The sequence below is a fragment of the Bradyrhizobium lablabi genome, from assembly GCF_900141755.1.
In the GTDB taxonomy this organism is placed as follows: domain Bacteria; phylum Pseudomonadota; class Alphaproteobacteria; order Rhizobiales; family Xanthobacteraceae; genus Bradyrhizobium; species Bradyrhizobium lablabi_A.
The window spans coordinates 2039669-2053611 of sequence record NZ_LT670844.1; the positions used below are offsets into that span (position 1 = coordinate 2039669).

Sequence of the window (13943 nt, forward strand, 5' to 3'; positions counted from 1 at the left end):
AGCTTCCGCCACTAAAGGAAGATGAGGCCGACGCCGACGACCCGCGCCGTCACTTTCATTCAATATCAGGACAACATCATGCCGTTCACTCACCTAGACATCGGCGGTCCCGTCGCCACGCTCAGCCTCGATCATGCCGGCGGCAACCGGATCAGCTTCGATATGCGTGTTGAGCTTAGGGAGGCTGTTCAACAAATAGAAAAGAGCCCGGCACGGGCTCTCCTTATCCGGGGCGAAGGCGGCGACTTCTGTTTTGGCGGGGATGTACGGGATTGGCCAGGCACTCCGGCGGAGATCCTGCGGCCAAAGATACAGGTGCTCGCCGAGGCGCTAGACCATCTGGAACGCCTGCCGATTCCAACCATCGCTGCTGTGCAGGGCGGATGCATGGGCGGTGGGTTCGAACTCGCGTTGAGCTGCGATCTGATCCTCGCCGCCAGGTCCGCCCGTTTCGCATTTCCGGAAGCGCGTGTCGGCATCGTGACTCTGCAGGGCGGCATGATGCAGATCGCCGAGCGTGTCGGCAGCGCGAAAGCCGCCGAGATGGTGTTCCTTTCCGAGCCGGCGTCTGCCGAACAGATGCGGCACTGGAACGTGGTCAACTGGGTCGTAGACGACGCCGAGTTCGAGTCGCAAGCCGCCGCGCTGGCCGCCCGCCTCGCCGAGGGACCGACAAAAGCGTTCGCTGCGACCAAGGCGCTCTGGCGCATGCAAGCCGAGCAGGGCGTGAAGGCCGCCAAGGCGAAGCTTTACGACGTCTCGATGCCGCTTTTCGAGACCGAGGATGCGCGGACAGCCCTGCGCAATGCCGCCGAAGCGATCAATGCTGCCAAGCCGTTACCCACGGCAATTTTTGCCGGCAAGTGAACCCGGCGGCGACCGGATTAGCGATAGTCAGTGAGGAACGCACCTATGAGCTTCATAGACCAGAGGTCAACGCAATGAACGTCACGCATGGACTACGGCGTGCCTTGCAGGTCAAGTCGCGCGGCACTGCCACGATCTTCGAGGGCCGCCGCCGCACCTGGCAAGAGATCGGGGACCGCGTGTCACGCTTTGCGCGGGCGTTGCGCGCGCATTCCCTCGACCGCGGCGATCGTATTGCGGTCCTCATGCTCAACCAGGATCGTTACATCGAGTGCTACCTGGCCGCCAGTTGGGCGGGTGCCGTGATTGTTCCCCTCAACATCCGCTGGAGTATCCAGGAAAACGCGGATGCCCTGAGTGATTGCGGCGCCAAGCTGCTCGTCGTCGATAATGCTTTCGCGAAAGCCGGAATGACGCTTGCAACAAATGCGTCGGGTAGCCTGATGCTGATTTACGCGGACGATGATCCCGTACCGGATGGAATGTTCGGGTACGAAGCGCTGATAGCTGCGAGCGGGCCGATGCCGGATGCTATGGCGGCGCCCGACGATCTCGCCGCCATATTCTATACGGGCGGCACCACCGGCCGCTCGAAAGGTGTAATGCTCAGTCACCGCAATATTGCGGCGAACGCGTTCAACTGCCTGGCGGAGGGCCTATGTGGCGAAACCGCGGTTTATCTGCATGCAGCACCCATGTTCCACATGGCGAACGGCGCCGGAATGTATTCCCTGTTTCTGAGTGGCGCGACCAGCGTAGTCATCAGGGCATTCACGCCCGAAACCGTATTTGACGCGATCGAGCAACAAAAGGTGACCGAGACCATCTTGGTACCCACCATGATCCAGATGGTGGCGGACCACCCGGCGGTGCGTTTGCGTGATCTCGGTTCGCTCAAGCAGATCCTATATGGCGGCTCGCCGATCAGCGAGGCCGTGCTCGACCGAGCGACTGCAGCCCTGCCGCGGGTTGCGTTCATACAAGCCTACGCCCAGTCGGAACTGTCTCCGATTGCCACCATTCTGCACGCGCGCGAGCGTCTCGGCGAAGGGCGCTCTCGGGGACGCCACCGCTCGGGCGGCCGGGCGACGCTTGGCGTCGAAGTCCGGATAGTCGATGAGAACGATCGAGAGGTGCCGCGCGGCACAGTCGGTCAAATCTGCGCCCGTGGCGATGTGGTCATGATGGGTTATTGGAACCGTCCCGAGGAGACCGCTAAGGCAATCGTCGACGGCTGGATGCACACCGGAGATGCCGGCCACATGGACGAGGATGGATTCGTCTACATAGTGGACAGGTTCAAAGACATGATCATTTCTGGGGGGGGGAGAATGTCTACTCTGCGGAGGTCGAGAACATTGTGGCGCAGCATCCTGCCGTGGCGCAGTGCGCGGTCATCGGCATCCCGAACGAGACCTGGGGCGAACAGGTGCACGCCATCGTGATGCGCAGGCCGGGCACCAAGGTTGACCCAGTCGACATCATCGCGTTCTGCAAGGAGCGCATCGCCCACTACAAATGCCCGCGCAGCGTCGAAATTCGCGACGAACTGCCGATGTCTGGCCCTGGCAAGATCCTTAAGCGCGAACTGCGTGCACCGTTCTGGGAAGGCCGAAAGCGGCAGGTCAGCTGAAAGTCATCGCCTGGGCCGCAGTGATTCGCGGAAGAGCAGTCGGAGCTCGTCAACATTCCATAGTGAGACAGAAGAAGCGGAGCCATTCGGCTGAAAATGGGAGGGCAATAATGTTTCGTAGCACTCTTGGACTTTCGCTCTTCTAAGCCTGACTGGGTATTCGATTGGCCGGACCTGTCCCCGGTGCCGGATGGCGGAATTACATCGGCACGTCTCGTAAGCGACCTAAGCGACAAATTTTGACACGATCTGATTGAACTTGGTCGGGTTCTCCACGAACATAAAATGGCTTCCGCCTTCGTTTTCCTCAAAGATCTCCAGCTGGGCGCCCGGTATCTGCTTCGCAATCCATGCGAGTGACTTCCAGGGTATGAGGCTGACCCGCCCCCCGATCACAAGGGTGGGGAGCCTGATGCGTGGAATGATGTCGTGCCAATCCTGACATCCATGATTAAGGAACAGAGTTGCGGCGTCCTTGCCGGCCATGCGCAAGGTACACCGGATTATCCATTCTTTCACATCCGCCGGACAGTTTCTCGACACGCAGTGCTCGATGAAAACGCGGGCGGCTGCTTCACCGTCTGGATCCGACCGGGCATTGGCCGTTTCCCACAAGGAGGCGGGTGTGAGAATCGATCCGGCCGCCTCAACTTCTTCGGGAGTCCAGGCAGGGTTCGAGGTCAGCATCGGCGGTTCGTCGGTCAGCACGATCTTGCCAAGGCGATCCGCGCCGAACAGTTCCCAGTAGGCCCAGATGACCGAGCACCCCATCGAATGCCCGAGCAGGGTGACATCGTCCGCATTCGCGGCGACCAGCGCCTCGCGCAAGTCCTGGGCAAGGCGGTGTATCTTGAGACCAAAGTTTGGTTTCTCCGATTCTCCATGGCCGCGTAAATCAAGCGCGATTACCCGGTGACGATCTCCCAGGCCTTCGATCTGAAACTTGAATTGCTCCGCACTTTGGGAGAAGCCGTGAATCAGAACCAGCGGTTTTCCCGAACCGGCCTCCAAATAATGCAATCGAACCCCGTCATTTGTCCTGAAGTACTTCGAAGCAATTTTGGTGTTCGATGCAACCGGCATTCGATCTGGCCTCCAATGTCAAGGACACGGAAGTAGGCCGAGTACATAGCAAAATCATTTCATGATTTCGTGAGTGAGTTACGACGGTAAAAAGCTCGAATCTAATTGCTTATCCATCGAGACCGAGCGCCCCTTGCAGTGTGTTTCGGCTCCGAGAATATTGACCCCTTTCGGCGTCCAGCCTTGGGCGCCGATTGGGCGTCAAAGGCCACGCCGATTCACACGTGGGATCAGCGATTACCGCCCGACCACTGTTTATTACCGCTGTAACCGCTTTCCTGGGACAGGAAACATTCGGGTAGCTCGCCTCCATAACAAATATGCTCGCATTCACATCAGCCGAACCGCCGATTAACATCTAAAAGGAAGCATCGTGTCCGATAACCTCGCCACGCGCATCCGTGTCAATCAGCAAAAGCTGGGTGCCGAGCTAAAGCCGCACTACGACTTCATCATCTGCGGCTCGGGATCGTCAGGGTCGGTGGTGGCGCGGCGATTGGCAGAGAACGCTGATGTCAACGTCCTCTTGCTTGAAGCCGGTGGTAGCGATGATGTCGCGAGCATCAAGGACGCATCTGCGTGGCCGTCCCTTCGCGGTGGCGAACACGACTGGGCCTTCAGAGCCAAGCCAAATCCACGACTGAACGGACGTGCCATTCCCATGTCCATGGGCAAGGTCCTGGGTGGCGGCTCGAGTATCAATGTGATGGGCTGGTCCCGAGGCCATAAGAACGACTGGGATCATTTCGCGGCCGAGGCCGGCGATGACGGCTGGAACTATCAATCTGTGCTGCAGATCTATCGGCGTATCGAGGATTGGCATGGAGCGCCCGATCCCGCTCGTCGTGGCAAAGGCGGCCTGCTCTTCGTGCAGCCGGCCCCCGATCCCCATCCTCTCGCCGCAGCGATGCTCGATGCATTTGCGGCTGCCGGCGTTCTGACCTTCGACGATCAGAACGGCGTCATGATGGAAGGCGACGGTGGAGGCGCCATCAGCAATGTGTGCGTCCGGGACGGCCAACGTCAATCCGTCTTCCGGGCGTATGTCTACCCCTACATGGACCGCCCCAACCTGACTGTACTGACGCAAGCATTGGTCACACGTCTGGCGTTTGAGGGGAAGCAAGTGGCCGGCGCGGAATTCCTGCGCGAGGGCAAGCTCCATCGCATCGGGGCCACGCGCGAGGTCGTGGTGTCGCTGGGTGCGATCCATACACCCAAGCTGCTCATGCAATCCGGTATCGGCGACGAGGCCGAGCTGAAACGTGTCGGTATTCCTGTCATCCAGCATCTGCCCGGCGTTGGCCGGAATTTCCAGGACCACTTCATGGCGCCGTGTGTATGGGAATCGCGGGACTCGATTGAGCCGCGCAATAACCGGGGTGAAGCGACCGCTTTTTGGAAGAGCGATGCCGCGCTCGACAGACCGGATTTGCAATCGTTCATGGTTGAGGCGCCTTATGCAAGCCCACAAGCGGCCAAGGTCGCGCCGCCGGCGAATAGCTGGTCGCTGACGACGGCGGTGTTGCGAACCGCCAGCCGGGGTCGGCTGCGTCTCACCGGATCCGATCCGCTTGACCCGATCGACATTGACGCAAACGCCCTCGACGATCCCGCCGATCGGAAGGCACTCAAGATCTGTGTCGAATTTTGCCGAGCCATCGGCAACTCGGCGCCCCTGCGCCGCTTCGCGAAGCGCGAAATCCTGCCGGGTCCGCTCGAGGGCGCAGAATTGGAGGCTTTCATTCGCAATGCCACGGTCAGCCATTCCCACCAGACCTGCACGGCCAAGATGGGGCGCGATGCCATGTCGGTCGTGGACCACCGTCTCAGGGTTTACGGCATCAATAGGCTGCGGATCGCGGACGGATCGATCATGCCGCGCATCGTTACCGGTAATACCATGGCGCCCTGCGTTGTGATCGGCGAGCGCGCTGGCGAGATGCTGAAAGCGGACCATAACGTGTGATAACTGACCAAAATCTACCGCGGCATACTGGACCGCTATTTCGCATGACCGGAAAAATCCTTGTTCTCACCGCGATCGACGACGAACTCGACACGGCGCGCGCCCCCGAGGGCGTCGAGGTGATCTACAGCGGCGTCGGCAAGGTGAACGCGGCGAGCGCCGCGACGCTGTCGCTCGGGGTGCTGCGGCCGTCGCTGGTGATCAACTACGGCACCGCCGGGAAAATCAACGAACAGTTGCGCGGGCTCGTCGAGGTGGCGCATGTCGTGCAGCGCGACATGATGGCGATGCCGCTGGCGCCGCGCGGACGCACGCCGTTCTCCTCCGACCTCGACAGGCTTTCCTCGGGCCATGGCGATGTGATCTGCGGGACCGGCGACAGCTTCGTCACATCGAGCGATCCGTGGCTCAACGAAAACAACATCGACATCGTCGACATGGAATTGTTCGCGATTGCCCATGTTTGCCAGCGCCACTCTATGCCCTGGCGCGCGTTCAAATTCATCACCGACGATGCCAACGACTTCGCCGCCGAACACTGGACCGCCAACGTCGCCGACGGACAGGAGCTGTTCTGGGATGCGGTGAAGAAGCTGACATCGGGTCTCGACCTTCGATCGTGAGGTTCTGGCGGATATTACGTCAACAAGGTGTCTCTACCGGACAAGGAGGAGTTTTCCGCCACAGTTGGATGCATTCATGCGGGCGGCGGGGGCTCCCGGGCTAGAGGCGCGAGCCCGTAAAGCCTTCGACCAGGGATTTCAGGCGCGCTCAGATGTCGAACTTCGACTCGCGGAGTATATTGGAGAGGTCACCGACACCAGAGTCTCTTCCCGGCGAACAAAGCCGTCGTGAGAGAAATCGTAGGTAGGCATGGCGAGGGGATAACCATGGGTGCGGTCGGAAGGCGAGCGACATTTGGACGGATGGCGACAGATCGTCTCCCGGCCTTACCCACCTACAAGCGTAACCCAACTTGCTGACTGCTCGAAGAAAGCCCGTGACAAATGTGAGCCGGATCGCTTGGGTAGTTGGCGTCGGCGCGAGCCGTGGACTCGGCGCTGCGTCCGTCAGACGCTTCGCACGGGAAGGTTATAAGGTAGCAGTAACCGGGCGGTCGCTGGACGCCCTTCAAGTGATCGGTCCTGTTGAGGTGGGCGTTTACAATGCGGGCAACGCGATTTGGGGCCGCCGCTCGAAACAAAAACGGCAGACTTCGAGGCGGTATGGCAGGTCGGTTGCCTCGGGGGCTTCATCTTCGGGCGGGAGGTTGCCCCCGCATGTTGCCGCGCGGTTGTGGTACTATCATCTACAGCGGGGGCCTCAGCAGCTCTTCGCGGAAGAGCAGCATTTGCTGGATTCGCCGCTGCTAAAGCTGGCCTCAGGATGGTCAGTCAATCCCTCGCACGCGAATTCGGGCCACGTGGTATTGACGTCGCTCACGTCATCATCAACGGTTCCATCGAGGGCGATAAGATCTTTAGCAAGATTCCTGATATCGGACAGAAGGGGCCGGACGCCCTGCTGCTCCCTGATGTGATCGCTGACAGCTATTGGTATCTACATACGCAACATCGTTCTGCTTGGTCGCAGGAGCTCGATGTGCGTGCACATGCAGAAACCTTTTGAGCCTAGGCAGGTCCATCGTCATATCGGTCGCGTCGTGATATTTTTGGCCTTGGATTATCGAGAATGACGTTGTTTGTTTTTTCCGACGCGTCCGTGTCGAGAAGAATCGGAAAGAGTGGAAACGTCCTACCTCTCGCGGGAATCTGGCAGTGAGTCGCCAACGATATTCGATTTAGCGGTGGGACTGTCCAGGAGCAGCTTGCCCGAATTTACGTAATGTCGCTGTTGCACACCCACATGTTGGGCCGCGACGTGAAGGTCGCGCATTCGCTGCTGCAATGGCGAGGTCTCATAAAGCGCACTGCCGCCGCCTGCAGCAAAACATGCATCGACGACACGAACGCAGGTCGCGGTGACCCAAATCGCTGTTTGCGTGCCTTGTGCCAGGAGAGCATCATTATTCAGCGTTCCGGCAAGTGCGTGGTGCCAATGACTCCGGGCCTGGACTTGGCAAAATGCCCGCGCTGCTCTGAGTTCAGCTTCGATGCAGCCGAGTTCGTATTGGAATATTTCTGAAGCCCGCATCGGCACGGCGGCCCGCTGCTGCTGCCGCCCGGTATTGGCGAGTTCGACGAGTGCATCTAGCGCGCCCTCGGCTATACCGACGGCGAAGGCGGAGTGGAACAGCGGAATAAGCTGCAGCACGGCTTGATAGAGCGGCCCCGGCTGACATCGTCCGCCGCTCACCGGATCGAAGGAGTTCGCCGCCGGGACCAACATGTCCCTGAGCGTGACATGATGGCTCCCGGTACCCTTGAGCCCTGCGACGTACCAGGTGTCCTCGATCTGCCACTCGCGCGCCGGCAACACGAAGCCCCGAAGCATTGGCGGGCCGTCCTCCCCGGCCGGTCCGGGTAATGGCTTCCCACCTTCGGTCACGATGCAGAACCCGAGGATCCAATCGGCATGCTGGCAGCCGCTCATGAACGGCCACCGTCCGTTGATCCGCCAGCCACCAGGCACCGCCTCGGCCGTACCCGCGGGCTGGGCCGACGCGGCAATAATCATGTCCGGACCGTTCTGGTAGACTTGATCGTAAGTCTCCCGCGGCAGGTAGGGCACGAAGATGGCGGACCCGGCGCCGATCATCGCGGTCCAAGCGACCGAACCGTCTAGTCTGCTGAGTGTCGCGATGACCTCCAGCGCCGTCGGCAGATCGAGCTCCAGCCCGCCATGAGTCTGAGGCACGAACATGCGAAACACGCCGATCGATCTCAGCGTTTCCACCAGATCGGGCGGAATACGGCGTCCGGCTTCAATCTCTGTTGCGCGTGCGGTGACGTGAGGCGCCAACTCCCGGATATCGGCGAGAAAACGTTGGGCTGTTTGACTCATCGCTCAGCCCTATGGCGCTCAGGTTGCCGCTGAGTTTCAACATTTGCGAAAGAGGCTACGGTTGTAACATTCGGAAACGCGGGAAAGACACTTACCCATTGCAATGTTCGGAAACATACTCACGAACGTGTCAGTTGGCCCTCATAAGGAGCTGGTTAGACTGGGGAAACGATTAGGGGATCTCAATGAATTCAAAAGATCAATTTGCAGGGTTGGAAATCATGAGCCGCGAGCGGGCTGCGCTCGCCAAGAAAAAAATGGAATATTGGTTGGCAGAATCAGAGGAATGAAAGCAGCTCAGGCAATCTTCTGACCCATTCGCAGAAAGACGCATCACCCCGACCGAGGGCTATCCCGGATCCAACTATCAATAGGCTCGACGCAACGGCACCACCGAAAGGAACGCGATTATACCTGACCTAATTGGTTGCAGTCGCTATTCTATGCTGCTTCGTGGGGACCTATTCAACAGGTACACCGCGAAAAATTGGAATGCGGCAATGACGAGAGGTCCAATTGATTTCCCCAGATCATGCTGCAACAACCCAACCCCGGCATCCAGCAATTGAATGAAACCCGCCAGTGTACCCAGTATGAGCAACGCTGGTTCCGAATGTTTGTAGATCGCGATTAGAGCCATAAGGGCGAGCGGAATCGTACGGGCCGCGGCGTACATCGCAAATATGAATGAGGCATCTGTCGGAGTGGAGCTCGCCGGCAGTATCGAATTCGGGCTCATAAGTCCTGCGATCGAAAATCCGACTGCGATCAGGACATTGATGGCGGTCACCAGCGAGGCAATACTCATGGTTACCGATGGGGACGAAAGTGGTGTCATCGAGAAGATCTCCCAGGCGCTCGGCATCACGCCGCTGGATGTGATTTGCAGGTCGGCAAGATAATAGTATACTATCATCGTGTCAGCGTAACGTTGTCGTGTTGCGCCGCGACCTTCTGGAGGCCTAAACCGTGTCTAGACCCTACATCGTCGGACTGGGCGGAACGACCCGAGAAGGATCGTCCACCGAAAAAGCGCTATCGTTGGCGCTGCGAGCAGCCGCATCCCAAGGGGCTGATACCTTGCTGCTCTGCGGGAGCGACATCAACCTGCCAGCCTATGTCCCGGGGGCTCCATCGAATACCAAGGCCAATCGGATCACGGCGGAACTGGGCAAGGCTGACGGCATCATTCTTGGGACGCCCGGGTATCACGGTGGCTTGTCAGGCTTGGTCAAGAACGCACTCGATTACACGGAAGACCTGAGAAGCGATAAGCGTCCCTATCTGGAGGATCGGCCGGTCGGTTGCGTGGTCACGGCCGCCGGAGAACAGGCGGCCGTCACGACTCTCGCTGCCCTCAGGTCCGTCGTTCATGCTTTGCGGGGTTGGCCAACGCCCTTGGGCGTTACAATCGTCACCTCAGATCAGGTGTTCGATACTGCGGGCAATTGCATCTCTCCGCGAATCGAAACCCAACTGAGAATTTTGTCGCAGCAAGTGGTGGAATTTGCGCTTCTAAGAGCCAGGGCTGTTAGCTAATCGTCAGTCGGATCCAGGCACGGATAGCTCCCGAGCCTCTCGGCAAGAAACACCGTAGACTGGCTGTGGAGAGCCGCTACAGACCTGCTTGTACGCCCAGCAGCGATACCGATCCATTTTCCGGATTTTTAAGCACCTCCCCGGCATGGCTCGCCGAAGACCGCGACGCTGCTTGCCCCAGCACAATTGTGCGGTAAATGACTATGCTGCCTAGGACCGGCAGCGCAAAACCCTTTTGCCGGAAAAATAGATGTCAAAAAAAAGCACGCGCCTCCAGTCTGCCGAACCGACCGTCCCCGTCGACCACCAAAAGATACTTGGTCTTGCCGTCAACACCCTGGGGCGGAATATCGTTTGGAGTTTGTCAAAACGAACGGCGCGGCACGGCGTCCTGCCCGGAGTTTATCCGATTATCGCCTGGCTCATGCAATTGCCGGATTCAACCCAGGCAGAGCTTTCGCGTCTGGTAGGGATCGAGCAGCCCACAATGGCTATTACCTTGCGGCGTATGGAGCGAGATGGGCTCATTCAACGCAAACCCGACCCTGATCATGGCCGGCGCAGTCACGTCACACTTTCGGCCAAGGGTCGAAAACTCAGTCAGGTTATGCGCGCTGCAGCACACGAGGTTGAGAAGCTCGCGACTGATGGGCTTAGCGCAGCAGAAGTCGATCAGTTCTTCCGTCTAGCGGGAATCATGATTCAGAACCTGAACATTGAACGCTACGGACGAAAATAAAGGTTCTCGTTTTCGTACATTTTCGATCGGCTTCCCGTGACTGACGCGACTACGCGTTTCACATAGGCGTGTCTCATCCAATTCCGCTTGACGCAGCCACGCCACGAATAATAGCATGCTATGTCAAGGGAGCGCATCTTGAAACGCCTACCGCACGTGGCGCAGGCATCGGCCGTTAGCAATGGTAAAGGCCAGATATAATGAGCAGTGCCAGGTTTGAATCTGATCCCGAGCAGAACACTCACACGGCAGGATTTGCCGAACGGGTACGTGCCGACCAACAAAAACTCACGGCTGAACTAAAGCCGCACTATGACTTCATCGTCTGCGGATCTGGCTCATCTGGTTCGGTGGTAGCGCGCCGATTGGCCGAGAACGCAGACGTCAGCGTTCTCCTGCTGGAGGCCGGCGGCAGCGACGATATGCCAAGCGTCATAGAGGCAGGCCAATGGCCTCTGAACCTTGGCAGCGAACGTGACTGGGCTTTTAGGGCCCAGCCCAATCCACACCTTAACGGACGCTCCATTCCGCTGAATATGGGCAAGGTGCTTGGCGGTGGACTGTTGCGATTTGCGGCCACAGCCTTCAGATGGCGACGGATGGCAGGCGTAACGGTGAGGGATATTCCTGTGCGCATCCAATAGATTCACATGCCCCGCCCAAACAGGAATCCCCCTACGGGATTCAAATGCTAAAATTCATCCACTAGCGTGGACCGGTCCAACCAAGGGGGCGACGATGGCGACATCACTCTACGACCTCAGCGTGCCAACCTTCTTGCAGACCGTTAGGGCCGTCGCGGGCTTCCTTCAGCGCGCCGCGAAGCACTGCGCCGAGACCGGCGCCGACCCGGACGACTTCGTGCATGCGCGACTGATCGCCGACATGGCGCCGTTTCACTTCCAGATCGAAGCCCTGTCGCATCATTCGGTGTGGGGGCTTGAGGCGGTGAAGACCGGCGTCTTCGCTCCGCCGGCGCTGATCGGGGCGATGCCTTTCGCCGGGCTGCGGGCGTTGGTAGACGAGGCGATAGCGGCGCTGGAGGCGCTCACGCCCGCCGAGGTCAATGGCTGGGCCGGCAAGGCGCTGAACATTGCCCTCCACCGCCCGCTCGACGAAGATGATCGCTCGTCGGCCTGGGCGCCGCGACAACTCGCTTTCACGTCGGAGACTTTCCTTCTTTCCTTTTCGCTGCCCAACTTTCATTTCCACGCCGTCACCGCCTATGACATCCTGCGCTCGCGGGGCGTGCCGCTTGGCAAGCGCGACTACGAGGGGCAGCTGCGCACTAGGTCGACCTCGCCCAAATCGGACTCTGCGACACACGGCTAGGGTCGATTCTCACAGTTGACTTCCGGCCCGAAACCGGAAGTTCGATCGATAGCATCGCCACCAGACCGCCGGGACTCAAGCGTCAGATTTTGACCACTAACATAACAAGGTACGAAGGTTTGGAGAGAAAACGTCGTGTCGGAGACGACAAGGCCGCAGGCCGCCAATCTCAAGTACAGCTAATCTAGAAAAGCCCCACTTTATTGGGAGATTTCCAGGGTATCCATCGTTGGAGAGGTCTGCGGACAAAAGTCTGTGGCGGAGGGAAAGGAACCCGGTTCGAACCCTCTCCCTACGTCGACGAGGGTAGCCGGTCACCGATATCACCAGCCGCCCCAGCGACGTCCGCCTCACAAATAGCCCCACCTGAACCTCCTCCGAATTGATGGACACCTGTAGTAGGCTCAAGGAGCCAGGAGGTGTCGGATGGAAGGACGTCAACGTCGGTCGTTTACGGACGACTACAAGCGGCAAGCGGTCGATCTGGTGGCTTCGAGCGGCCGATCGATCGGATCGGTGGCCAGGGAACTTGGGCTGCGCGATTCGGTGCTGCGGCGCTGGGTGGAACTACGTGGGGCTGGGCGGGAGCCGACGGCGGCGGCGCGGCGCCCCACAACGCAGGCGACGCTGCCGTCGGCGGACCACGCGGCAGAGATCGCTCGTTTGCAGCGAGAGAACGAGCGGCTGCGCATGGAGCGCGACATTTTAAAAAAGTCGATCGCGATCTTTGCTGGAACGCGGACATGAGATTCCGCTTCATCGAAGATCGCCGCGCCGATTACCCGGTGACGATCCTGTGCGACGTGCTCGGGGTCTCGCCGGCCGGCTATTATGCCTGGCGCTCCCGCCCGGAGAGCCGGCGATCCGCCGCCAATCGTCACCTCATTGACGACATCAGGCGGGTCCATCGCGATACCTGCGGACGCTATGGCAGCCCGCGCATCCATGTCGAGCTGAAGGCGCAGGGCCGCGGGGCGAGCCGCGGTCGCATTGAGCGATTGATGCGCCATCACGGTATCAGGGCCATCATGGCGCGGCGAAGCCGGGTGCGGACCACCGACAGCCGCCACGACCTCCCGATCGCCCCGAACCTGCTCGACCGCAACTTCACCGCCGCCGCGCCGAACCGGATCTGGCTCGCCGACATCACCTATGTCGAGACCGATCAGGGCTGGCTCTATCTGGCCACCATCTTGGACCTCTACAGCCGCAGGATCGTGGGCTGGGCGATGGAGAATCATTTGCGCGCCGACCTGCCGTTGGTAGCATTGAAGATGGCCATCTCGGCGCAGCGGCCTGGCGCCGGCCTGATCCACCATTCCGATCGGGGCGTTCAATATGCCTCGGCGGACTACCGCAAGGTGATGCAGTCCGCCGGCTTCCGGGCCTCGATGAGCCGCAAGGGCGACTGCTACGACAATGCCCCGATGGAGAGCTTCTTCCACACGCTCAAAACCGAGCTCGTTCATCACCGGCAATATGCAACACGAGCAGAAGCCAAACGCGATATCTTTGCCTACATTGAAGGCTTCTACAATCGAACTCGGCGTCACTCGGCCATCGGCTACATCAGCCCGATCGAGATGGAGCTAAAAGCAGCTTAACCCTGTCCATTTTTTCGGGGGAAGATCAACCCGCCCGCTAGGAGCTTTGGCGCGACCTTGGCAGTCGGCCCCCTCCCCAGATGGGACGTGTGCTCTGCGCCCATAGCGGCCATTTAACGCGTTTCTTGTCAAGTCCAGCTTCGCCTCAGGCGCAACCGATCTTAATCCAAACCCAACGACTCTACCTAATGGTAGCAACAGACTGATTAGGCT

Annotated in this window: 13 protein-coding genes and 2 pseudogenes; 12 read left to right on the top strand and 3 right to left on the bottom strand. The window is 59.5% G+C overall.

The annotated features are described in order from the left end of the window. Positions 1-78: 78 nt before the first annotated feature. From B5526_RS09545 to B5526_RS38905, 3 genes are all read left to right on the top strand, one after another. Positions 79-867: an enoyl-CoA hydratase/isomerase family protein gene (locus B5526_RS09545; protein WP_172842024.1), complete on the top strand. Its 789-nt coding sequence runs from the start codon at positions 79-81 to the stop codon at positions 865-867. Positions 868-941: 74 nt separating this feature from the next. Further along, on the top strand, positions 942-2312 hold the full coding sequence (locus tag B5526_RS09550) for an AMP-binding protein (protein WP_244562245.1): 1371 nt from the start codon (positions 942-944) through the stop codon (positions 2310-2312). Further along, positions 2246-2500, top strand: a complete 255-nt coding sequence (locus tag B5526_RS38905) for an AMP-binding enzyme (protein ID WP_244562246.1) — start codon at positions 2246-2248, stop codon at positions 2498-2500. Before B5526_RS09550 ends, B5526_RS38905 begins: the two co-directional genes overlap by 67 nt. A 225-nt stretch (positions 2501-2725) precedes the next feature. Here B5526_RS38905 and B5526_RS09555 read toward each other — a convergent pair whose 3' ends face one another. Next, positions 2726-3583, bottom strand: coding sequence for an alpha/beta fold hydrolase (locus B5526_RS09555; protein ID WP_079537978.1), 858 nt, complete (start codon positions 3581-3583; stop codon positions 2726-2728). Positions 3584-3956: 373 nt separating this feature from the next. Between B5526_RS09555 and B5526_RS09560 the strand changes: the two genes are divergently transcribed. From B5526_RS09560 to B5526_RS38915, 4 genes and pseudogenes are all read left to right on the top strand, one after another. Next, positions 3957-5552 carry a GMC family oxidoreductase gene (locus tag B5526_RS09560; protein WP_244562247.1) on the top strand — a complete coding sequence of 532 codons (1596 nt, stop codon included), beginning with the start codon at positions 3957-3959 and terminating at the stop codon, positions 5550-5552. A 44-nt stretch (positions 5553-5596) separates the two neighbouring features. Next, a complete protein-coding gene (locus B5526_RS09565) occupies positions 5597-6175 on the top strand; it encodes a 5'-methylthioadenosine nucleosidase (RefSeq protein WP_079537979.1) in 579 nt (192 codons plus the stop codon). 559 nt (positions 6176-6734) lie between these two features. Further along, positions 6735-6938 (top strand): annotated as a pseudogene (locus B5526_RS38910) (glucose 1-dehydrogenase); the annotation flags it as partial. Continuing rightward, positions 6939-7181, top strand: a complete 243-nt coding sequence (locus B5526_RS38915) for a hypothetical protein (RefSeq protein WP_244562436.1) — start codon at positions 6939-6941, stop codon at positions 7179-7181. Between the two features lie 126 nt (positions 7182-7307). Here B5526_RS38915 and B5526_RS09575 read toward each other — a convergent pair whose 3' ends face one another. Continuing rightward, the gene (locus B5526_RS09575) at positions 7308-8516 is read right to left on the bottom strand and encodes an acyl-CoA dehydrogenase family protein (protein ID WP_079537980.1); all 1209 of its coding nucleotides are present in this window, start codon (positions 8514-8516) and stop codon (positions 7308-7310) included. A 436-nt stretch (positions 8517-8952) separates the two neighbouring features. Continuing rightward, positions 8953-9354, bottom strand: coding sequence for a hypothetical protein (locus B5526_RS37560; protein ID WP_154071235.1), 402 nt, complete (start codon positions 9352-9354; stop codon positions 8953-8955). A 131-nt stretch (positions 9355-9485) separates the two neighbouring features. Here B5526_RS37560 and B5526_RS09590 point away from each other — a divergent pair, with 131 nt between their 5' ends. The 5 genes and pseudogenes from B5526_RS09590 (at position 9486) to B5526_RS09610 (ending at position 13730) form a co-directional block, all read left to right on the top strand. Next, positions 9486-10055: an NADPH-dependent FMN reductase gene (locus B5526_RS09590; RefSeq protein WP_197688429.1), complete on the top strand. Its 570-nt coding sequence runs from the start codon at positions 9486-9488 to the stop codon at positions 10053-10055. 250 nt (positions 10056-10305) lie between these two features. Then, positions 10306-10794, top strand: a complete 489-nt coding sequence (locus B5526_RS09595) for a MarR family winged helix-turn-helix transcriptional regulator (protein ID WP_079537983.1) — start codon at positions 10306-10308, stop codon at positions 10792-10794. Positions 10795-10994: 200 nt separating this feature from the next. Next, positions 10995-11354 (top strand): annotated as a pseudogene (locus B5526_RS09600) (GMC family oxidoreductase); the annotation flags it as partial. A 178-nt stretch (positions 11355-11532) separates the two neighbouring features. Continuing rightward, positions 11533-12126, top strand: a complete 594-nt coding sequence (locus B5526_RS09605; protein WP_079537985.1) for a DUF1993 domain-containing protein — start codon at positions 11533-11535, stop codon at positions 12124-12126. 426 nt (positions 12127-12552) lie between these two features. Continuing rightward, positions 12553-13730, top strand: a protein-coding gene (locus B5526_RS09610) for an IS3 family transposase (protein ID WP_244562063.1) whose coding sequence is annotated in 2 segments (ribosomal slippage) — positions 12553-12850 and positions 12850-13730 — 1179 coding nt in all. Because the reading frame shifts where the segments join, the coding sequence is not laid out codon by codon here. The last annotated feature ends 213 nt before the right edge of the window (positions 13731-13943 follow it).